The sequence below is a fragment of the Pseudomonas sp. G5001 genome, assembly GCF_013385475.1.
GTDB lineage: Bacteria > Pseudomonadota > Gammaproteobacteria > Pseudomonadales > Pseudomonadaceae > Aquipseudomonas.
The window spans coordinates 19,962-39,567 of record NZ_JACAPZ010000023.1; the positions used below are offsets into that span (position 1 = coordinate 19,962).

Annotated in this window: 19 protein-coding genes; 11 read left to right on the forward strand and 8 right to left on the reverse strand. The window is 63.0% G+C overall.

Annotated elements, in window-relative coordinates; translation table 11 throughout:
* Positions 1 to 98: 98 nt before the first annotated feature.
* Both leuD and leuC read right to left on the reverse strand, forming a co-directional pair.
* Positions 99 to 713, reverse strand: coding sequence for a 3-isopropylmalate dehydratase small subunit (leuD, locus tag HX805_RS19650; RefSeq protein WP_003208984.1), 615 nt, complete (start codon positions 711 to 713; stop codon positions 99 to 101).
* Positions 710 to 2,131, reverse strand: a complete 1,422-nt coding sequence (leuC, locus tag HX805_RS19655) for a 3-isopropylmalate dehydratase large subunit (RefSeq protein ID WP_177008987.1) — start codon at positions 2,129 to 2,131, stop codon at positions 710 to 712. The genes leuD and leuC overlap by 4 nt, the downstream gene beginning before the upstream one ends.
* Before the next feature lie 251 nt (positions 2,132 to 2,382).
* Between leuC and HX805_RS19660 the strand changes: the two genes are divergently transcribed.
* The 8 genes from HX805_RS19660 to HX805_RS19695 are packed head-to-tail and all read left to right on the forward strand — an operon-like array spanning position 2,383 to position 8,537.
* Entirely contained in the window at positions 2,383 to 3,585 is a 1,203-nt protein-coding gene (locus HX805_RS19660; protein ID WP_008431658.1) for a PepSY domain-containing protein, read from the forward strand.
* Positions 3,582 to 4,121 (forward strand): hypothetical protein, encoded by a 540-nt coding sequence (locus HX805_RS19665; protein WP_008431660.1) that lies wholly within the window; start codon positions 3,582 to 3,584, stop codon positions 4,119 to 4,121. The genes HX805_RS19660 and HX805_RS19665 overlap by 4 nt, the downstream gene beginning before the upstream one ends.
* Positions 4,118 to 4,447 carry a hypothetical protein gene (locus HX805_RS19670; protein ID WP_003208992.1) on the forward strand — a complete coding sequence of 110 codons (330 nt, stop codon included), beginning with the start codon at positions 4,118 to 4,120 and terminating at the stop codon, positions 4,445 to 4,447. The genes HX805_RS19665 and HX805_RS19670 overlap by 4 nt, the downstream gene beginning before the upstream one ends.
* Positions 4,444 to 5,004: a DUF6162 family protein gene (locus HX805_RS19675; protein WP_102605703.1), complete on the forward strand. Its 561-nt coding sequence runs from the start codon at positions 4,444 to 4,446 to the stop codon at positions 5,002 to 5,004. The genes HX805_RS19670 and HX805_RS19675 overlap by 4 nt, the downstream gene beginning before the upstream one ends.
* 26 nt (positions 5,005 to 5,030) lie before the next feature.
* Entirely contained in the window at positions 5,031 to 5,951 is a 921-nt protein-coding gene (locus tag HX805_RS19680) for a metal ABC transporter substrate-binding protein (protein ID WP_023659272.1), read from the forward strand.
* Positions 5,948 to 6,694: a metal ABC transporter ATP-binding protein gene (locus tag HX805_RS19685; RefSeq protein ID WP_177028808.1), complete on the forward strand. Its 747-nt coding sequence runs from the start codon at positions 5,948 to 5,950 to the stop codon at positions 6,692 to 6,694. The genes HX805_RS19680 and HX805_RS19685 overlap by 4 nt, the downstream gene beginning before the upstream one ends.
* Positions 6,691 to 7,590, forward strand: a complete 900-nt coding sequence (locus HX805_RS19690; RefSeq protein ID WP_003208998.1) for a metal ABC transporter permease — start codon at positions 6,691 to 6,693, stop codon at positions 7,588 to 7,590. The genes HX805_RS19685 and HX805_RS19690 overlap by 4 nt, the downstream gene beginning before the upstream one ends.
* Positions 7,590 to 8,537, forward strand: a complete 948-nt coding sequence (locus tag HX805_RS19695; RefSeq protein WP_003208999.1) for a metal ABC transporter solute-binding protein, Zn/Mn family — start codon at positions 7,590 to 7,592, stop codon at positions 8,535 to 8,537. The genes HX805_RS19690 and HX805_RS19695 overlap by 1 nt, the downstream gene beginning before the upstream one ends.
* A gap of 149 nt (positions 8,538 to 8,686) precedes the next feature.
* Here HX805_RS19695 and HX805_RS19700 read toward each other — a convergent pair whose 3' ends face one another.
* From HX805_RS19700 to HX805_RS19720, 5 genes are all read right to left on the reverse strand, one after another.
* Positions 8,687 to 8,911 (reverse strand): MbtH family protein, encoded by a 225-nt coding sequence (locus HX805_RS19700; RefSeq protein ID WP_003209001.1) that lies wholly within the window; start codon positions 8,909 to 8,911, stop codon positions 8,687 to 8,689.
* Between the two features lie 79 nt (positions 8,912 to 8,990).
* A complete protein-coding gene (locus HX805_RS19705) occupies positions 8,991 to 10,391 on the reverse strand; it encodes an aspartate aminotransferase family protein (RefSeq protein ID WP_087695097.1) in 1,401 nt (466 codons plus the stop codon).
* Between the two features lie 150 nt (positions 10,392 to 10,541).
* On the reverse strand, positions 10,542 to 11,315 hold the full coding sequence (locus HX805_RS19710) for an N-acetylmuramoyl-L-alanine amidase (RefSeq protein ID WP_003209007.1): 774 nt from the start codon (positions 11,313 to 11,315) through the stop codon (positions 10,542 to 10,544).
* 123 nt (positions 11,316 to 11,438) lie between these two features.
* Positions 11,439 to 12,758, reverse strand: a complete 1,320-nt coding sequence (locus HX805_RS19715) for an ATP-binding protein (protein WP_008431673.1) — start codon at positions 12,756 to 12,758, stop codon at positions 11,439 to 11,441.
* Positions 12,758 to 13,438, reverse strand: a complete 681-nt coding sequence (locus HX805_RS19720; RefSeq protein WP_003209011.1) for a response regulator — start codon at positions 13,436 to 13,438, stop codon at positions 12,758 to 12,760. The genes HX805_RS19715 and HX805_RS19720 overlap by 1 nt, the downstream gene beginning before the upstream one ends.
* Positions 13,439 to 13,613: 175 nt before the next feature.
* Here HX805_RS19720 and dsbD point away from each other — a divergent pair, with 175 nt between their 5' ends.
* The 3 genes from dsbD to dsbG are packed head-to-tail and all read left to right on the forward strand — an operon-like array spanning position 13,614 to position 16,950.
* Entirely contained in the window at positions 13,614 to 15,344 is a 1,731-nt protein-coding gene (dsbD, locus tag HX805_RS19725) for a protein-disulfide reductase DsbD (RefSeq protein ID WP_177081327.1), read from the forward strand.
* Positions 15,344 to 16,213 carry a TlpA disulfide reductase family protein gene (locus HX805_RS19730; RefSeq protein WP_087695093.1) on the forward strand — a complete coding sequence of 290 codons (870 nt, stop codon included), beginning with the start codon at positions 15,344 to 15,346 and terminating at the stop codon, positions 16,211 to 16,213. The genes dsbD and HX805_RS19730 overlap by 1 nt, the downstream gene beginning before the upstream one ends.
* Positions 16,189 to 16,950 carry a thiol:disulfide interchange protein DsbG gene (gene dsbG, locus HX805_RS19735; protein ID WP_003209017.1) on the forward strand — a complete coding sequence of 254 codons (762 nt, stop codon included), beginning with the start codon at positions 16,189 to 16,191 and terminating at the stop codon, positions 16,948 to 16,950. Before HX805_RS19730 ends, dsbG begins: the two co-directional genes overlap by 25 nt.
* 61 nt (positions 16,951 to 17,011) lie before the next feature.
* On the opposite strand, the gene HX805_RS19740 is transcribed toward dsbG, so the two are convergent.
* On the reverse strand, positions 17,012 to 19,600 hold the full coding sequence (locus HX805_RS19740; RefSeq protein WP_177117219.1) for a hypothetical protein: 2,589 nt from the start codon (positions 19,598 to 19,600) through the stop codon (positions 17,012 to 17,014).
* Between the last annotated feature and the right edge of the window lie 6 nt (positions 19,601 to 19,606).

The following is a 19,606-nucleotide window of genomic DNA, read 5'->3' on the forward strand; positions in this document are numbered from 1 at the left end:
GGGAGGCCGCTGTGCTCTTGATTTTGATCTGACTGCCCCATCCAGCCCGAGGCCGAACGCAGGCAGTGCGCAGCAGCCAACCTGTAACTACAGCCCCATCACCCGAGCCAGGGATTGGCCGCCAAATGCTCACGCTCAAACGCCTTGATCTGCTCACTGCGCTGCAACGTCGTGCCAATAGCATCCAACCCCAACAACAACGCAGTCTTGCGCAACGTATCGATCTGGAACGCAATCACCTGCCCGTCCGCCAAAAGGATCTCCTGCGCCTCCAGGTCCACACTGATCTGCGCCTGCTCAGGCTGACTCACCATCTGCCCCAACCGCTGCAACACCGCCTCCTCCAGCGTGATCAACAACACCCCGTTACGCTGGCAGTTGTCATAGAAAATCCCCGCAAAGCTGCTGCCGATCAACGCGCGAATGCCCATCTGCTTCAGGCCCCACACCGCATGCTCCCGGCTGGACCCACAGCCGAAGTTCGGCCCCACCACCATAAAGCTCGCGCCCTGCCAGGCCGGCTGGTTCAGCACAAATTGCGGGTCAGGCTCACCCGAGGGCAAAAAGCGCAAATCAAAGAACAACCCGCGATCCAGCCCGTTGCGGTCGATGCCCTTGAGAAACTGCTTGGGCATGATCACGTCGGTGTCGATATTGGCCGCCAGCATCGGCGCCGCCTTGCCGGTGATCCGAGTGAAGGGTTGCAAGCTCATGTGCGGTCTCCAAAGTGGCGAATATCTGTCAGCCGGCCAGTGATGGCCGCAGCGGCGACCATGGCCGGGCTCATCAGGTGCGTGCGGGCACCCGCGCCCTGGCGGCCTTCGAAATTGCGGTTGGTGCTGGAGGCGCAGCGGTCGCCCGGCTCCAGCACGTCGTCGTTCATCGCCAGGCACATCGAGCAGCCCGACTGGCGCCATTCAAACCCGGCGTCGATAAAGATCGCGGCAAGGCCTTCGGCTTCGGCCTGGTCACGCACTTCGGTGGAGCCCGGCACGATCATCGCCCGCACATGGTCGGCCACGTGCTTGCCGCGCACCACGCTGGCGGCGTCGCGCAGGTCTTCGATGCGGGCGTTGGTGCAGGAGCCGATAAACGCGTGGCTGATCACAATGTCGCTCAACGGCATGCCCGCTTCCAGGCCCATGTAGTTCAAGGCACGGCGCATGTCCTGGCGCAGGATCAGGTCGCTGATGTCTTGCGGGTCCGGCACGCGGGTACCGATGGGCGCGGCCTGGTCGGGGCTGGTGCCCCAGGTGACCATCGGCTCAAGGGCGCTGGCATCCAGCTGCACTTCGAGGTCGAACACCGCGTCGGCATCCGAGTGCAGTTGGCGCCAGCCCACCAGGGCGCGTTCCCACAACTCGCCCTTCGGCGCGCGTGGCTTGCCCTTGAGGTAGGCGAAGACCTTTTCGTCCGGCGCCATGAAGGCTCCACGTGCACCGGCTTCCACCGCCATGTTGCAGATGGTCATGCGCGCCTCGACGCTCAGGGCATCGATGGTCGACCCACAAAACTCAATGGCGTAGCCGGTGGCACCCGAGGCACCGATCTTGCCGATCAGCGCCATGATCACGTCCTTGGAGGTCAGCCCACGGGCCAGTTCGCCGTCCACGGTCACACGCAGGCTTTTCAAACGCTTGTAGACCAGGGTTTGCGAGGCCAGCAAATGCTCGATTTCCGAAGTGCCAATGCCAAAGCCGAACGCGCCCAAGGCCCCGTAGGTGGTGGTGTGGCTGTCGCCGGCGGCGATCACCATGCCCGGCAGGATAAAACCCTGTTCCGGGGCGATCACATGTTCGATGCCCTGGCGCTTGTCGAGGATATCCAACAGCTCGATCCCGAAATCCCGGCAGTTTTCCGCCAGGTACGACACCTGGCGCGCACCGCCCGCATCCGGCATGGTCGCGATGCGCTTGGGCGTGGTGGGGTTCACATGGTCGACCACCGCCAGCGCCGTACCGGGCCGCCACACACCACGGCCCGCCTCGCGCAAGCCGCTGAAAGCTTGCGGGCTGGTGTATTCATTGATCACCTGGCGGTCGATGTACAGCAGCACATGGCCCTGGTCATCCAGGCGGCACACCGTGTGGGAATCGATGTGTTTGTCGTAGAGGGTTCTGGCAGAAGTCATTATGGGGCTCGCTCAACGGTATGACCCCATCATAGGCAGCGCCCCCGCCCCATCAATCCCGCCTTGGTGATGGCTCGGAACATGTTTCGTGTTGCATGAATGCGTATTTGAAACATTTACTTTCATATCCGCCTTAGGGTTTTGTGTTTCTCATCCGTCTTAACTTAGATACAGCCGCTCGCGTCAGCAAAAGCTACGGGTGGCGTTTTCCGGGCCTTTACCGCCTCCCTCCGATCAAGACCCTCATTCACATGTCGAAGAAGTCACGCTCAAAACTCTGGTTTCTCGTGCACAGCTGGCTGGCATTGCCCATCTGGTTCTTTGTGCTGATCGTCTGCGTCACCGGCACCCTGGCGGTGGTCAGCCAGGAGATCGTCTGGCTGGCCAACCCGGACATCCGCGCCAGCAAGCCGTCGGACGATGCCGAACCGCTCACCTACGACCAGGTGATCGGCGCCATCAAGCGCGCCGAACCCCAGGTGATCGTCGAATCCCTGAGCCGCCCGGACGAATCGCACTTCGCCCTCAGCGCCGACCTCAGCTACCCCGACGGGCGCTCGCTGGAGGTCTACGTCAACCCATACACCGGGGTGATCCAGGGCATCAGCCCATCGTTCAACTTCCAGCAATTTACCCGTGCCCTGCATGGCTGGTGGCTGGTGCCTTTCACCAATGGCTACAGCTGGGGCTGGTACCTGGTCTCGCTGCTGGGCTTGCCGCTGCTGGCCTCGCTGGTCACCGGCCTCGTGGTCTACAAGCGTTTCTGGAAAGGTTTTTTCAGGCCGACCCTGCGCATTCGTCACGGTGCGCGGATTTTCTGGGGCGACTTCCACCGGTTGAGCGGCATCTGGTCGATCTGGTTTATCGCGGTGATTTCCATCACAGGCACCTGGTTCCTGATCCAGGCGATCCTGGGTGATAACCAGATCACCATTTCCAGCGAGCCGATCGTCCCGGCGATTGCCCGCGACAAAGTGCCGATGTCCGCCCCGGGCGTACCGGCGCCCATGATTCCCCTGGACGAGGCGATCAACATCGCCACCCAGCGCATTCCCGGGCTTGAGGCCAGCTTCGTGAGCCTGCCCAGCAACGCCTACAGCCACCTGCGCATCGGCGGGCGTGGCTGGTACCCGCTGATGTTCCAGACCGCGGAAATCAACCCGTACAACGGCGAAATCGCCGCCTCGCACCTGCTGTCCGACCGTTCGGCCCTGGAGTTCGTCACCGAATCCATGCGCCCGTTGCACACCGGGGACTTTGGCGGGATCTGGATCAAGCTTATCTGGGCCTTCTTCGGCCTGGTGCTGAGCATGATGGTCTTGAGCGGCTTGCTGATCTGGACCAAACGCACGGCCCTGGCCACCCTCAATGCGCTGAAACGCGAAGCCAAGGCAGCCCGTCAACCGGCGAAAACCCAGGCCTTGCAGGCTGAGACCACGGAGGCCACCCCATGAACAAGGCCATGACGGTTCAACCCCCCTCGCCCCTGCGGGCCTTCTGGCTCAAATGGCGCTTCCACATCAATATCCTGCTGTTGCTGGTGCCCCTGGGCTTCATGCCCAAGTACTTTGCCGACGCGGCCCTGTTTCGCGGCGACAGCGGCCTGGGCGAACGGGAGATCGGCGAAGTACAGGTCGGCCCCTGGAGCCTGAAGCTCGCCGAGCTACGCAACGAGCCGCCGCGCCCGGACCCGGCAGGCCCGATGAAATCCTTCAACGCTGCCCTGTGTGCCACGTGCATCGACCAGGTCAAGGCGACCTACCTGCGTATCGGCAAGCCTCGCAGCCTGCGGGCGGCCGGGGTGATTTTCTTCGGCACCCCATACCGCATGGGCGCCGCGTTGCCGATCCCTGAGCGCACCCCGCTGGACGCCGAAGTGTGGATCACCATGGAAGGCTGGGACGGCGCCATGCACCAGGCCTCCATTCCCTTGAGCCAGGCATCGCCGGCCACCATCGACTGGCTGAAAAAACGAGGAGTTAAACCATGACTTTGCCGCAACTGGCCCGCACCGTTGGCGCGCTGATCCTCAGTGCCGGTTTCAGTACCGTCGCCCTCGCCCACAACCCGATGTGCGAATGCAAGGAAATCGCCGGCGAGCAGATCCAGTGCACCGGTGGTTTCTCCGATGGCAGCGGTGCCCCCGGCGTGACCCTGGATGTGATCGGCTACGACGAGACCATCCTGGTGCCAGGCAAGCTGGGAGAAGACTCGAAGCTGACCTTCAAGAAACCCTCCGCCGAGTTCTACGTGTTGTTTGATGCCGGCCCCGGCCACGTGGTGGAAATCGACCAAGCGGATATCCAGCCCCAATGAGCCGTACAACCCAAGTCGTGCGCCCGGCCGGTGCCGGGCACGAAACCCTGTATGTCCTGCTGTTGTGCCTGATCATCCTCGCCGTTGCCGGCACGGTGGTGGCCTTGCGCGGTGAAAGCCAGGAGATCGCCGCCGTGCCCAGCCACCAACTGGACGCCCGCCGCGACCTCAGCGCCGCCGAGCAAGGCATCTACGCCGACCTGCGGGTGACCCTGGATGAAATCCACTTGCTGCAGGAGGAACACAGCGCCCTGCCGACGCCTGAACAGCTGGCCGAAGAGGGCTTCGCGCCCTTCGCCCAGGACGCCAGTTCGGTGAGCCGTGGCGACCACCGCTGGCAGTTGCTGGACGCGGCCTATCTGGGCCTGAGCCAGACGCCGGACCTCAGCGGTTCGCTGTTGATGCGCATCCGCGGCGCCGAGCCGGATATCTGGCTCAACCGCAGCGCCCACCTCACCGCCCCCACCGACCTCACTGACCAGGCGCTGATCAGCGCGGGCTGGCAGCAGGTAGTCGCGCAATTCGATGCCGGTGTCACCCGCCAGCATCGTCACTGAATTCACGTTGCAGCCGAGAGAAGACCATGTCTATTTCATCTCCATTATTACGTCTGGTGCTGGTCGGCCTGATCACCGTGCTGCTGGCCCCGTTCGCCAGTGCCGACCCGGCAAAGCGCCTGCGCATCGGCATCACCCTGCACCCGTATTACAGCTACGTCGCCAATATCGTCGGCGACAAGGCTGAAGTTGTCCCGCTGATCCCGGCCGGTTTCAATCCCCATGCCTACGAACCCCGCGCCGAAGACATCAAACGCATCGGCACCCTTGATGTGATCGTGCTCAACGGCGTCGGCCATGACGATTTCGCCGACCGCATGATCGCCACCAGCGAGCGCCCGGACATCCCGGTGATCGAGGCCAACGCCAACGTGCCGCTGCTGGCCGCCACCGGCAACGCTGCGCGCGGTGCGGGCAAGGTGGTCAACCCGCACACCTTCCTGTCCATCAGCGCCTCGATTGCCCAGGTGAACAACATTGCCCGGGAACTGGGCAAACTCGACCCGGACAACGCCAAGACCTACACCCAGAACGCCCGCGCCTACGGCAAGCGCCTGCGCCAGATGCGCGCCGACGCCCTGGCCAAGCTCACCAGCGCGCCCAACCCCGACCTGCGGGTGGCCACCGTGCACGCGGCATATGACTACCTGCTGCGGGAATTCGGCCTGGAAGTCACCGCCGTGGTGGAACCGGCCCACGGCATCGAGCCGAGCCCCAGCCAGTTGAAGAAGACCATCGACCAACTGCGGGAACTGGACGTGAAAGTGATCTTCTCGGAGATGGATTTCCCGTCCAGCTACGTCGACACCATCCAGCGTGAATCCGGGGTGAAGCTGTACCCGCTGTCGCATATTTCCTATGGCGACTACAGCGCGGAAAAATACGAAGTGGAAATGACCGGCAACCTCAACACCGTGGTGCGGGCGATTCAGGAGTCCGGGGCATGACGGCGGCTGAACACCTGAGTGTGGCCAGCGTTGGCCCGACCGTCGACTTCGATAACGTCGCGCTGACCCTGGGCCGTACGGTGATCCTCGATGCAGTGAGTTTCCAGGTGCAGCCCGGCAGCATCCATGCGCTGGTGGGCCCCAACGGCGGCGGCAAAAGCTCGCTGATCAAGACCCTGCTGGGGCAAACGCCGCACCAGGGCCAGTTGAGCCTGCATTGGCCGGATGCACCCGGCACCATCGGCTACGTGCCCCAGGCGCTGGAGTTCGACCGGGGCTTGCCGATGACCGTCGACGATTTCATGGCCGCGATGTGCCAGCGGCGTCCGGCGTTTCTCGGGCTGTCCAAACATTACGCCGCCGCGATTGGCGACGCACTGGAACGGGTCGGCATGCAGGACAAGCGCAAGCGGCGCATGGGTGCGCTGTCTGGCGGTGAACGCCAGCGGGTGCTGTTGGCCCAGGGCTTGATCCCGGCACCGCAATTGCTGGTGCTGGACGAACCGATGTCGGCGCTGGACGAAGCCGGGATCCAGGTGTTCGAGCGGCTGCTGAACGACTGGCGCCAGGCCGGGATCACCGTGCTGTGGATCGAACACGACCTGGAAGCCGTCGGCCGCCTGGCCGATCGCGTCACCGGCCTGAACCGCCGTGTGCTGTTCGACGCCACGCCGAAAGAGGCACTGACCCCGGACCGCCTGCTGACCCTGTTCTCCACCCACCCACGGAGCCCGGCCTTATGAGCTATGAAGCCTTTCGTCTGATGGTCCAGGGCTGGGCGTCTTCCGGGTATCTGCCGGAAGCGCTGGCCTATGGATTTGTAGTCAACGCCCTGCTCGCCGGCCTGCTGATCGGCCCGGTGCTGGGTGGTTTGGGCACCCTGGTGGTGGTCAAGCGCTTTGCGTTCTTTTCCGAAGCCGTGGGCCATGCCGCACTGACCGGCGTGGCCGTGGGCATTCTGCTGGGGGAACCGTATACCGGGCCTTACGGCAGCCTGTTCGGCTACTGCCTGCTGTTCGGGATCCTGCTCAACTACTTGCGCAACCGCACCGGCCTGGCGCCGGACACGCTGATCGGCGTATTCCTCTCGGTGTCCCTGGCCCTGGGCGCGAGCCTGCTGCTCATTCTGGCGGGCAAGATCAACGTGCACATTCTCGAAAACGTGCTGTTCGGCTCGGTGCTGACCGTCAACGGCAATGACCTGTTGGTGCTGGCGATTGTCGGCGCGCTGGTGATGGCCCTGGCCCTGCCACTGTACAACCGCATCATGCTCGCCAGCTTCAACCCGCAGTTGGCGGCGGTGCGCGGGGTGGCGGTGAAGACCCTGGACTACCTGTTCGTGATCCTGGTGACCCTGATCACCGTGGCGGCGGTCAAGGTCATCGGCGCGATCCTGGTGGGTGCGTTGCTGGTGATTCCGGCGGCCGCCGCACGCCTGTTGAGCCAGTCGCTCAAGGGCTTCTTCTGGATCTCGGTGGTGATCGCCACCGTCAGCACCCTGTGCGGGATCCTGCTGCCGATCATCTTCGACCTGCCGATTCCGTCCGGTGCCGCGATCATCCTGGTAGCCGGTATCGCCTTCGCCCTCGCCGCCATCGCCCGCGGCACGGTCCCCAGCCTGAAAGGGAATCTTGGATAATGCGCCCGATGTTTCGACCACTGCTTCTGGCCCTGGCCATCGCCACACCGGCATTCGCCGCCGACGGCGTCAAGCCACTACAGATCACCGCCAACCAAGGCGTTGGCCATGCTGCCTTGAACCAGGCCAAGGCGACAAAACCGGTGAAAGTCCTCGCCGCCTTGCCGATCACCTATGGCTTGGCGCAGGTGTTGCTCAAAGGCACTGATGTGCAGCTTGAGCGCGCGGCACCGGCCAACCTGCCCGGCTCGCGGCAAGTCGCCTATTTCACCGGGCGCGGTGCGCAGGCGCTGAACACCCTGGCGCTGGACGCCGATGCAGCCATCGGCCTGCGCTCGCTGTGGCCCGACGACCCGCTGTACCCGGTGGCCCGGCGCAGCAATATCCGCATCGTCGAAGTCGACGCCGCGCGCCCGGTGGACGGCGGCTTGCCGGGGATTGCCGTGCAGCCGGGCGCCACCGACGGCCTGAACAGCCAGCCGTGGCAAGCCAGCAACAACATGGGGCGCATGGCCGATGTGATGGCCGCCGACCTGAGCCGCCTGGCGCCCGAGGCCAAGCCGCAGATCGAAGCCAACCTGGCCGCGCTCAAGCAACGCCTGCTCAAGCTCACCGCCGACAGCGAAGCGCGACTGGCCAAGGCCGATAACCTGACGGTGGCCAGCTTGAGCGATCACTTTGGTTATCTCGTCAGTGGCTTGAACCTGGAACTGGTCAGCACCGATGCAAGGGCGGATACCGAGTGGACACCCGAGGCGTTGCAGCAACTGAGCGAAGGCTTGAAGGAGAATGAGGTGGCCGTGGTGCTGCATCACCGCAAGCCAAGCGATGCAGTGCAGGCGGCGGTCACGGCGGGCGGGGCGAAGTTGCTGGTGCTGGGCACCGATGGCGCCGACCCGGTGGCGGAACTGGAAGGCAATGTGGATCAGGTGATCAAGGCGCTGTAACGCGCCTCTCACCGGCGAAACACAGTAAATGTGGGAGCGGGCTTGCTCGCGAATGCGGTGTGACAGTCAACACATACGGTGACTGAAACAACGCCTTCGCGAGCAAGCCCGCTCCCACATTTGAGTCGGTGTTATGCCCGAGGTCCGGGTCAGCCGGCAAGTGCCTGGCTATCCATCTTCTGGCGCAAGCTCAGCGGACGCATGTCGGTCCACACTTCTTCGATGTAGGCCAGGCACTCTTTCTTCATCCCGCTCTTGCCCACGGTGCGCCAGCCTTCCGGCACGGCCTTGTAGTCGGGCCAGATGGAATATTGTTCTTCATGGTTGACCACTACCTGAAACAGGATGTCTTCGCGGTCGAATACTGAGGTCATTGCTGTTCTCCGTGGGGTAAGGCTGGCTGCGCACCACGCACAGCTGATGTAAGAAGGAACGTGCCAGCCCGATAAAAAATTAGAGGCTGGTGACCGACGCCGCCAGGGCGCGACCAAAAATCTCGGCCACACGGTCGATTTCTGCGGCAGTAATCACCAGCGGTGGCAGGAAACGCACGACGCTGCCGTGTCGCCCGCCCAGTTCGAGAATCAAGCCGCGCTTGAGGCATTCACGCTGCACCAGCGGCGCCAGTTGGCGATGCACCGGCGGGTGGCCCTGGGCATCAGGCGCACCGGCGGGGTCCACCAGTTCCACACCGAGCATCAGCCCACGGCCACGAATGTCTCCCAACTGCGGGAAGTCGCGCTGCAGGATGCGCAGGTGTTCGCCGAGGCGCTCGCCCATGGCGGCCGCGTGGGCGGGAATGTCGTGGTCCTTGAGGTAACGCATCACCGCCGAGCCGGCCGCCATGGCCATCTGATTACCGCGGAAGGTCCCGGCATGGGCGCCCGGCAACCAGGTGTCGAGCCAGTCGCGATACACCACCACCGCCAGCGGCAGGCTGCCGCCGATGGCTTTGGACAGCACGACCACGTCCGGGACAATGCCGGCATGTTCGAAGGCAAACATCTTGCCGGTGCGACCAAAGCCGCTCTGGATTTCGTCGACAATCAACGCCACACCAGCCTGCTCGGTAATGCGCCGCAGGCCGCGCAGCCAGTCGAGATCAGCCGGGATCACGCCGCCCTCGCCTTGCACCACCTCGACGATCACCGCCGCCGGCAGCAATACACCGGCCTCGGGATCGTTGAGCAGGTTTTCCAGATAATGCAGGTTGACCTTCACCCCTTCCGCGCCGCCCAGCCCGAACGGGCAACGGTAGTCGTACGGGAATGGCAGGAATTGCACGCCATTGCCGAGCAACGCGCCCAGTGGTTTCTTCGGCCCCAGGCTGCCCATCAGGCTCAGGGCGCCTTGGCTCATGCCGTGATAACCGCCCTGGAATGACAACACCGTGCTCCGCCCGGTGGCGGTGCGCACCAGTTTCAGCGCGGCCTCCACCGCATCGGTGCCGGTGGGGCCGCAGAACTGGATCTTGGCTTCCTGCGCCAGCGCCGGCGGCAGCAGGCCGAACAGGTCCTGCACGAATTGGTCCTTGACCGGCGTGGTCAGGTCCAGGGTGTGCAACGGCAATTCATCGCTCAGCACCTGGCGAATGGCATCGATCACCACCGGGTGGTTGTGCCCCAGCGCCAGGGTGCCGGCACCGGCCAGGCAATCGATAAAGCTGCGGCCTTCGACGTCCTCGACATAGATCCCTCGGGCGCGCTTGAGCGCCAGGGGAATGCGCCGTGGGTAGCTGCGGGCATTGGATTCCTGCTGGCGCTGGCGGGCCAGCAGCGGGGTTTCATCGAACTGGTAAAGCGTTTCCGCAGGGACCGCCTGGGTCTCTTCGATACGGCTGGTAGCGACTGACATCTCTCGATCCCTCAATACGCTGATGATGGTGACCAAACTGCCCACCCGTTGGCGCCAGGCCCAAGGGCCGCGCACGGATTTCCTGTTCTGGAAACGCATCAGCGAAGGGAGGATTTACACCTGTGGTCGTTAAAAACAGCTTTAGCGGATTTACCCGGCCACCCCGGTGTATTTTTCATTCAACGCATACAGGATCGCGCAGGTCTGCGCATCCAGCCGCCCACTGTAGTCAGAGGGCCGAAAATGCATCTGGAACGCACGGACACGTTGCTGGAAACCCAGGCGATTTTTCGCCGGGGCATAACCGTAGCGCTGGAACGCCCGCTCCACCTCAACCTCTGGCGGCAGGCCGATGTCGAACCGACGTTGATAGGCCATCTTGGCCACCTCTTCATACCAGGCCCCCACGCCCGCCTCGAACAGGCAGCGCCATGGCAAGCGGGGGCCGGGGTCGCTCTTGCGCCAATAGGCAATGTCGGAATGCCCGAGGATGTCGGTAGGACCGATCGCCGGGTAACGCACCTGAATGTCACGAATCAAGGCGATCAACACGTCAATCTGCTCTGCGCCATAGGCCGGGAAGGTCAACACACCGGCGTCATCCCGGGCCTGGTTGACGATCTCAATGCCGATGGAGCGGCTGTTGAGGTTATCGCGCCCGGCCCAGTGGCTGGTGCCGGCGTGCCAGGCGCGTTGCGCTTCGTCCACCAGGCGAAATACCCGCAACTCGTCATAGCCGGCGGCGCGGTAGCTGGCGTCATGGGGGTCGGCCAACAGGTAGTGGGCACTGAAACCGTCGCGGGTCAGTGCACGCAATGACGAGGCAAAGGGCGCGGCGGTGTAATGCACAATCACCTGGCGCACGGCTTGGCCATTGCGCTCATTGAAGTCGTTTGCGGGATACGTGGAATCGATAACCAACATAGGGGCTGTCCTTTTCAACACAGGCCGAGTCATTCAGCCGGTTCAAACACAAAAAAATGACCGCCATCCTGAAGCGTTGCGCTTGAGGATGGCGGTAGCTATGTGTGCTGTGAAAAGAAGGTTTCAGCGCCGCAACGGCATGCCCAGGTCGACGCGCATGCCATCGGCCTGGCTGTCGAATTTCAGGGAGCACGAGCAGCGCTGCACGATGGCCTGGACGATCGCCAACCCCAGGCCGCAACCCGGGCTATTGCCGTTGCGCCAGAAGCGCTGGGTCAAGTGTTGCAAGTCTTCGCTGGAAATCGGCGCGCCATGGTCACGCACCCGGAACACCACATTGTCGCCAGCGCTGGACACACTCAGCTCCACCCGGGTATCGGCCGGGGTGTGGCGCAACGCGTTGTCCAGCAGGTTGCGCAGGGCGGCGACGGCCAGGCCCACCGGCATTTCCAAAGGTTTTTCGGACAAACCGTCTGCCAGGATCAGGTCAATACGCTGATTGTCGCCGCCGTTGGCATCCTGGATCGCCAGTTGCGCAACTTGCTCGGCACTCGATTGCAGGCCGTCATCAAACGACAGGCTGCCTTCGACCCGCGCCAGCAGCAGTAACTGCTCAAGGGTGCGGTGCAAGCGGTCGGCGCCCTCTTCAGCGTGGGCCAGGGACTGGTCACGGGCGGCGCCTTCGGTCATGCGCGCCACTTGCAGGTGGGTCTTGATCGCAGTCAACGGGCTGCGCAGTTCGTGGGCCGCGTCACCGGTCAAGCGGCGTTCGCGTTCGATGGTCTTGGCGATGCGTTGCAGCAACTGGTTCTGGGTGTCGAGCAGTGGCTTGAGTTCGCTGGGCAGCGGGCTGATCTGCAACGGTTCGAGGGAGTCGGCACTGCGGCGCATCAAGGCGTCACGCATGCGGTTGAGCGGCAACAGGCTCTGGCCGATCCCCAGCCACAACAGGCACAGGCAGCCCAACAATGCCACGCCCACCGGCACCGAGGCGGCCAGCAGGATCGACAGGTTCAACGCTTCACGCTCCACCTGCCGGTCGGCGGTGGTGATAAACAAATCGCCACGGGACAGGGTAAAGCTGCGCCAGCCCACGCCATCAATCATCTGGTCGCGAAAGCCGCTCTTGCGCGACTCCAGGCCCTGGTCCGGCGTGGTGTGGCTGCGGGCCAAAACCACGCCGCGCAAGGAACTGACCTGGCACGCCATACCGCCTGGCACATTCAATTGTTCGGCGCTGAAGTGCGCCCCCTCCCCCGTGCTGGAGAGGCCGGGCATTTGCTCCATCAGGCCCGCCACCATGCGTGCCGACGCCACCAGGCGCTGGTCGAGGGAAAACATCATCTGGTTGCGCAGGTCGTTGAGCATCCACGCGGCGGCCAGGACCCAGATCAGCACGAAAGCTGCGCCGAGCTTGAAGGTCAGCCGCAGGCGCAGGCTCATCACGAAGCGTCCTCTCCACCGTCAGCCGGGCCCAGGCGATAGCCCAGGCCGCGCACGGTTTCGACGATGCCGTTGCCGAGTTTGCGCCGCAGGTGGTGGATGTGCACGTTGAGGGCGTTGCTTTCCAGTTCGTCGTTCAGGCCGTAGACGCTGTCCTTGAGTTGCTCGCTGGAGAGCACCCGGCCGCGGTTCTGCAACAGGGCCTGTAACAGCGCCTGCTCGCGGCGGGACAGGTCCACCGACTCACCGCCCAGCAACGTTTCGCGGCTGCTGGGGTTGTAGGTCAGGCGCCCGTGCTCGATCAGGTTGACGCTGCGCCCAGCCACCCGGCGCAACAGGGTGTGCAGGCGTGCGGCGAGTTCGCGCAGGTCGAAGGGTTTGAGCAGGTAGTCGTCGGCACCGGCCTGCAGGCCGTCGACGCGGTTGGTCACCGAATCCCGTGCGGTCAGGATCAGCACTGGAATCTCCAGGCCCTGGCTGCGCAGTTGCTGCAACAGCTTCAAGCCGTCTTCATCCGGCAGGCCGAGGTCGAGTACCATCACGTCGAATTCCGCCACCTTGAGCATCGCCCGGGCAGCCGCAGCCGTGCCGACGCGCTCGACCGTCAGGCCCTGGGCGCTGAGCCCGGCAACAATGCCGCTGGCGATCAGCTCGTCGTCTTCACAGACCAGTACGTGCATGGTGAACCCTTTGCAAAATGTGAGGGTGATTAAAAAGGCAGTGGATTAAGCGTGCATTATGCCGCCAACGCCAAGAATCCCGGATAATCGCTTCTTTCTAGGATAGCCCGGTTAATCATCGGTTAATCAACGCCACACATTGTGTGTCCCACTTGCTTCGAACTAAGGCTTGATCATGCGGCATCTGTTTATCTTTCTGCTGGTAGTGTTTGCTGGATTCGCCCAGGCCGCGCCTGGCAACAATCCATTCGAGACCAAACCCGACTTCCTCCCGGTGGGCAAAGCCTTCACCTTTACCTCCGAGCGTCTGGCCTCCGGCGAAACCCAGTTGTATTGGCAGATTGCCGACGGTTACTACCTGTACCAGCAGCGCATGAAATTCGATGGCCTGGCCGAAAAGCCGACGTTGCCCCAGGGCGAAGCCCACAGCGACGAGTTCTTTGGCGAGCAGCAAGTCTATCGTCAGGGCCTGGAAGTGAAGATTCCCGCTGGCGCCACCGGCCAGGTCAAGCTCGGCTGGCAAGGCTGCGCCGATGCCGGCCTGTGCTACCCGCCGCAATCGATCACCGTGGATCTGGGCGGCAACCCTGCCGTCGCCGCCACCGGCCAGGCCCAGGACCAAAGCCTGGCCAGCGGCCTGCAACAACGCAGCCTGGGCTGGAGCCTGCTGGTGTTCTTCGGCCTGGGCCTGCTGCTGGCCTTCGCCCCGTGTTCCCTGCCGATGTTGCCGATCCTCGCCGGCCTTGTGGTCGGCAGCGGCGCCAGCCCACGGCGCGGCTTTGCCCTGGCCGCCAGCTACGTGGTGTGCATGGCGCTGGTGTATGCCGCGCTCGGTGTATTGGCTGCGCTGCTCGGCGGCAACCTCGCCGCCCTGCTGCAAACCCCGTGGATCCTCGGCAGCTTCGCTGCGTTGTTTGTGATTCTCGCCCTGCCGATGTTCGGCTTCTTTGAACTGCAACTGCCGGCCTTCCTGCGCGATCGCCTGGACAACGTCAGCCGCAACCAAAGCGGCGGCAGCCTGGTAGGCGCCGGCGTGCTCGGCGCCCTGTCCGGCTTGCTGGTGGGCCCGTGCATGACCGCGCCCCTGGCCGGCGCGCTGCTCTACATCGCCCAAAGCGGCAACGCCTTGCACGGCGGCTTGATCCTGTTTGCCATGGGCATCGGCATCGGTGTGCCACTGTTGCTGCTGGTGACCGTGGGCAACCGCTTCCTGCCCAAGCCTGGCACCTGGATGAATATCCTCAAGGGCATCTTCGGCTTCCTGTTCCTCGCCACCGCCGTGCTGATGATTCGCCCGGTGGTCGGTGAAACCCTGTGGCTCGGCTTGTGGGGTGTGCTGGCGCTGGTCATGGCCTACTGCGGCTGGCGCCTGGCCCACGATTTCGGGCGTACCGCCATGCTGTTCGGTGCCGGTTCGCTGGTGCTGGGCCTCTGGGGCAGCGTATTGGTGATCGGCGCGGCCGGCGGCAGCGACGACCTGTGGCAACCGCTGAAGGTCTACAGTGGCTCGCGGGCAGCTGGCGCTCCCACCGCCCACGAAGCCTTCATGACCATCAACGACCCGGCCGTACTGCAAAGCCAGCTCGACAGTGCCAAGGCCCAGGGCCAATGGGTGCTGGTGGACTACTACGCCGACTGGTGCGTGTCGTGCAAGATCATGGAAAAACAGGTGTTCGGCAAACCCGAGGTACTGGACGCCCTCAAGGATGTGCGCCTGCTGCGCCTCGACGTCACCGCCGACAACGCCGCCAGCCGCGAGCTGCTGGGCCGCTACAAGGTCCCCGGCCCGCCGAGCTTCGTCTGGATCGGCCCCGACGGTGAAGAGCGCCGCGCCCAGCGCATCACCGGCGAAGTCGACGCCGCCGCCTTCCTGCAACGCTGGACCCAAGCCCGGGAAGCCCTCTGATGCTGACACTGACCATCGGCACCTTCGCCATCGCCCTGAATCACTTGCTGCTGATCACGGCGTTGATCCTCGCCACCCTGGTGGGCTGGCGGGTGGCCAAGCGCGGCGGCGAGAACCCCGAGTCGGTGCTGTTCACCCTGTTTCTGCTGGGCATGCTCGCCGCACGCGTCAGCTTCGTGCTGATGTACTGGTCGTACTACCAGAATGACCCGCTGCAAATCGTCGACCTGCGCGACGGCGGTTTTCTCGCCTGGCCCGGCGTGATCGTGCTGATCATCGGCGCGCTGATCTACGGCTGGCGCCGCCCGCTGCTGCGCAAGCCACTGAGCGCCGGCGTGATCACCGGCCTGGCGTTCTGGGCCTTGACCAGCCTGTCCCTGACCCTCTACGAAAAAGGCACGCACCTGCCGGACATTGCCCTGCGCAACGCCAATGGCGAAACCGTGCAACTGGCCGACTACAAGGGCGGCCCGCTGGTGATCAACCTGTGGGCCACCTGGTGCCCGCCGTGCCGGCGCGAAATGCCGGTACTGGAAAGTGCCCAGCGCCAGCGCCCGGACGTGACCTTCCTGTTCGTCAACCAGGCCGAAAGCATGCAAAGCGTCGCCACCTATCTGGCGACCCAGGGCCTGAACCTGGACAACGTGCTGTTCGACGCCAGCGGCCGCCTCGGCCAGGCCGTCGGCTCCATGGCCTTGCCCACCACCCTCTTCTACCAACCTGATGGTCGCCTGATCAACAGCCACCTGGGCGAACTCTCACAGGCCAGCCTGGCCCGCGCCATGGAGCGCTTCGAGCCGACCCCCGCCAAACCGGCCTTGCCGGCCACCACAAGGAATTCGCCATGCTCCGCCTCCGCCACCTGCTGACACTCCTGCCCCTGACCCTGGCCGCCAGCCTGGTCCACGCCGAAGACTGGCCGGCGCCGATCAAGAACATCGAAGCCAAGGGTGCCAAGATCATCGGCAAGTTCGATGCGCCCAGCGGCCTCACAGGTTACGCGGCGCAATACCAGAACCGTGGCATGGCGCTGTACCTGACCGCAGACGGCAAAAGCGTGATCGCCGGCAACCTGTACGACGCCGATGGCAATGACCTGAGCACCGCGCCGCTGGAGAAACTGGTGTATGCGCCGATGGCCAAGGAAGTCTGGGCCAAGATGGAACACAGCAACTGGATCCAGGACGGCAACAAGGACGCGCCGCGCATCGTGTACCTGTTCAGCGACCCGAACTGCCCGTACTGCAACATGTTCTGGGAACAGGCACGGCCGTGGGTGAAGTCGGGCAAGGTACAGTTGCGGCACATCATGGTGGGGATTATCCGTGAAGACAGCCCGGGCAAGTCGGCCGCGCTGTTTGCCGCCAAGGACCCGCAACAGGCCTTGGAAGCCCATGAGTCGGCCGGTAAAGGCAGCAAGTTGCAGGCGCTGGAAAAGATCCCGGCGGATATCCAGGCCAAGCTTGATTCGAATATGAAGCTGATGGACGAGCTGGAGTTGTCGGCCACGCCGGCAATTTTCTATCTGGATGACAAGGGTGGATTGCAGCAACAGCAAGGAGCGCCGTCGCCGGATAAGCTGGTGAAGATTCTCGGTCCGAAATAATCAGCCCTAGCCTGTAAAGACAATGCCCGCATCGAAGCGGGCATTGTCTTTTCAGCGCGGATTAAATCCCCTCGACCAGGAAATCATCCATGTACCAATCGTTGCCGCTCGTAGCGCCTTCATGGCTATAGATTTCCAGCAGCACGGGAGCGATGGTTGGCGTAAAGGTGAAGCTCAGTGTGTGCCAGTTCAGATCAACCAACTCCTCCACCGGTGTTTGTTGAATGGAGTCTTTGCGCAACGATAACTTGGGCGTCGCGAACGCAACGCTGTACCGTCGAACCCGTACGGAAAACCGGTAAGTAAAACCGCTCTCCAAATCCAAGAAGCGCCGCTGCAGGATCGGGCCGAAACTGTTATTGGTAAATGTGAAATTCCTGACTGCGTAATCGGGCTTGCCGTCAGGTCCCGTCCCCATATATTCAATGCTGATATCCCTGGCATCGGGTGCGCCTGACCCTACGGTCCATAAACCCAAGGTCTGATCGTTGAAATCCGTCAGGTCTCTGTACTGCTTGCGCAACAGCAGCATCAGCACAGGGAACACAATTGCTTCGCTCACATGGGAGCTGCCGTCCGCCGTAACCTTGAACACGATGTTCAATACGGACCTGTGGCGAAACTTTTCCAGTTCCTCACGAGGCAGAACGTGCGACAACCCATGGTTTGCCTGCTCTTGCGTGATCGGCTCATTGACCAGCAGCTTGAGGGTATGGGACGACCCGTCGAGCAAGGTTCCCGTACATTCCAGCCAGCCCTTTTGCCCCGCCAGGATGAACCACCAGGCTTGCAGCGTAATCTCGGCATCCCCGGTAAAGGTGCGCAAGTCCAGTGTCCCCTGGCCACCGGGCAATTGAGTGGCCTGCGGCACCTCTGGCGCAGGCAAACGCTGCGGGACACTGATCTGTAGCTCCAGGTCAGCTGACGTGACGCGCTTGCATGCGCTCGCGACGCTGTAACTGACGGGCACTGTTTTGCCGCTTCCAGCGATTACAGCCTCGCGGGGAATGGTGAAGTCAACGTACTTCGGATCAGTGTTACCCGGCTTGGGTGGCAACGGCAGGCAACTACCGTCCGATTGTGTCCAACACACGCTGATCTCGTCATGAGCACTGATGTGGTCATATTCCACCCGTGCCGTCACGCCATCACGGCCATTCCATACCGTCAACTGCGAGCCCACGGCCTCCCGAATGGTCAAGGGTTTCAGTACCAGGTCTTCCTGATGAATATCCAGGTGCAGCACAGGAAACGGCTCGGCGCTGGCCCTGTCGGACCGGCCATCGAAGTTCACCGCAAAATGCACGTCAAAGCGGCTGCAATCGGCCAGCTTTTGCAGATCGCGGCGGGACAGCAGCGTACTGACGCCCTCCTGCAGCCATTCCTCGGAGAGCGGCTCGCCGTCCAGCACATCGAAGCGATAAGGCGCGCCATCTTCCCGCTCACCGGTTACCCACATCCAGCAGGGCTGCCCCAAGGCGCCGTAGGCATAGGCCGCCACCGTCAGTTGCGCGTCCCCCTGGAACGTATTGAGGTCCAGCGTACTGCCCGTGGCCTGTTCCACCTGCGGCTTGGGCAGGCCGGAGATATTCAGGATTTTTACCGGTCGCGGCAGCGCCGACCAGGTTTGCCCTTCCCGTCGGACGGTGTAGCGGACCGACACCTGCTTATTGAAATTGGCGCTGATGGCTGACGCCGGCACATTAAAATCAACAACGTCCCGATTGTCGGCCTGCTTGCACTCGAGTACCGGAGTGCCTGCCCCGGCAGTCCCTTCCCAGAAGGCGCAAACCCAGTCGCAAGGGCACATATGCTCATAGCTGACCCGGATGGTCGCACCGTCCCGGGTATTGACCGGATTCAATACGAGATTTTCAGGTGTGATTTGCGTGGCTTCCACCACCGTGGGCGCTACGAGATCCAAATGAGGCTCGATGAGCAACGTCAACACCAAACCAGAAATCAGCCGATACACCGGCCTGGAATCCGCACGCGGCAAAAACTCAACGTAGAACGCAATATAAAGCTCACTGTCGTGCTTGAGCGTGGCCAGCTCGGCACGGGACAACTTTCGGGTCCAGCCGTGGCGCACGTCCTCCTCTGTTACCGGTGCATCTTCATAAGGGTAGAGACTGGCCTTGGACCCATCAGGGTAAATCCCCCCGATATAGACCTGAGCCACTTGAACCGGGTCGATGAACGGCCAGGCGTCGACATGCAGAACCGGGTCTTCACCGCACAACAAGGACAGGTCCAGAACACCGCCTGAGGCTTGAAAGATCTGCAGTTGCGGCAAATTGGACGGCAACTTGATGAACACGTCGGCAACGGGGGAAGGATGTTCCTCGCCATCGCGGGTAACGACATAGGAAAACAGCGCGAAGTTATCAATGCGCAGCCCTACGTAATACGGGGGTACGTGGAACTCGACCGAGCCCGCTTCGACGCCATCCAGGGAGGCAATCGGCGCGTATTCCCCCGGTGTCGACTCCCAGCGCAACACAATACTGTCGGTGCTGAGCATCCCTTCGTAGAACACCCGGACAGTAGCCCCCTCCAGCAACTGGAGCGGGTCAACCCGGGGCTCTCCCTCGGCTTCGACCAACTGTGGCTTGGGCAGGTCAAGGGTCAACGGTGATGACTTGGGCATGATAGA

What these genes read in the sequence shown, in the direction of transcription:
- leuD (WP_003208984.1), bottom strand. Translation starts at nt 713, where the DNA reads ATGAGCTTGCAACCCTTCACTCGGATCACCGGCAAGGCGGCGCCGATG.
- leuC (WP_177008987.1), bottom strand. Translation starts at nt 2,131, where the DNA reads ATGACTTCTGCCAGAACCCTCTACGACAAACACATCGATTCCCACACG.
- HX805_RS19660 (WP_008431658.1), top strand. Translation starts at nt 2,383, where the DNA reads ATGTCGAAGAAGTCACGCTCAAAACTCTGGTTTCTCGTGCACAGCTGG.
- HX805_RS19665 (WP_008431660.1), top strand. Translation starts at nt 3,582, where the DNA reads ATGAACAAGGCCATGACGGTTCAACCCCCCTCGCCCCTGCGGGCCTTC.
- HX805_RS19670 (WP_003208992.1), top strand. Translation starts at nt 4,118, where the DNA reads ATGACTTTGCCGCAACTGGCCCGCACCGTTGGCGCGCTGATCCTCAGT.
- HX805_RS19675 (WP_102605703.1), top strand. Translation starts at nt 4,444, where the DNA reads ATGAGCCGTACAACCCAAGTCGTGCGCCCGGCCGGTGCCGGGCACGAA.
- HX805_RS19680 (WP_023659272.1), top strand. Translation starts at nt 5,031, where the DNA reads ATGTCTATTTCATCTCCATTATTACGTCTGGTGCTGGTCGGCCTGATC.
- HX805_RS19685 (WP_177028808.1), top strand. Translation starts at nt 5,948, where the DNA reads ATGACGGCGGCTGAACACCTGAGTGTGGCCAGCGTTGGCCCGACCGTC.
- HX805_RS19690 (WP_003208998.1), top strand. Translation starts at nt 6,691, where the DNA reads ATGAGCTATGAAGCCTTTCGTCTGATGGTCCAGGGCTGGGCGTCTTCC.
- HX805_RS19695 (WP_003208999.1), top strand. Translation starts at nt 7,590, where the DNA reads ATGCGCCCGATGTTTCGACCACTGCTTCTGGCCCTGGCCATCGCCACA.
- HX805_RS19700 (WP_003209001.1), bottom strand. Translation starts at nt 8,911, where the DNA reads ATGACCTCAGTATTCGACCGCGAAGACATCCTGTTTCAGGTAGTGGTC.
- HX805_RS19705 (WP_087695097.1), bottom strand. Translation starts at nt 10,391, where the DNA reads ATGTCAGTCGCTACCAGCCGTATCGAAGAGACCCAGGCGGTCCCTGCG.
- HX805_RS19710 (WP_003209007.1), bottom strand. Translation starts at nt 11,315, where the DNA reads ATGTTGGTTATCGATTCCACGTATCCCGCAAACGACTTCAATGAGCGC.
- HX805_RS19715 (WP_008431673.1), bottom strand. Translation starts at nt 12,758, where the DNA reads ATGAGCCTGCGCCTGCGGCTGACCTTCAAGCTCGGCGCAGCTTTCGTG.
- HX805_RS19720 (WP_003209011.1), bottom strand. Translation starts at nt 13,438, where the DNA reads ATGCACGTACTGGTCTGTGAAGACGACGAGCTGATCGCCAGCGGCATT.
- dsbD (WP_177081327.1), top strand. Translation starts at nt 13,614, where the DNA reads ATGCGGCATCTGTTTATCTTTCTGCTGGTAGTGTTTGCTGGATTCGCC.
- HX805_RS19730 (WP_087695093.1), top strand. Translation starts at nt 15,344, where the DNA reads ATGCTGACACTGACCATCGGCACCTTCGCCATCGCCCTGAATCACTTG.
- dsbG (WP_003209017.1), top strand. Translation starts at nt 16,189, where the DNA reads ATGCTCCGCCTCCGCCACCTGCTGACACTCCTGCCCCTGACCCTGGCC.
- HX805_RS19740 (WP_177117219.1), bottom strand. Translation starts at nt 19,600, where the DNA reads ATGCCCAAGTCATCACCGTTGACCCTTGACCTGCCCAAGCCACAGTTG.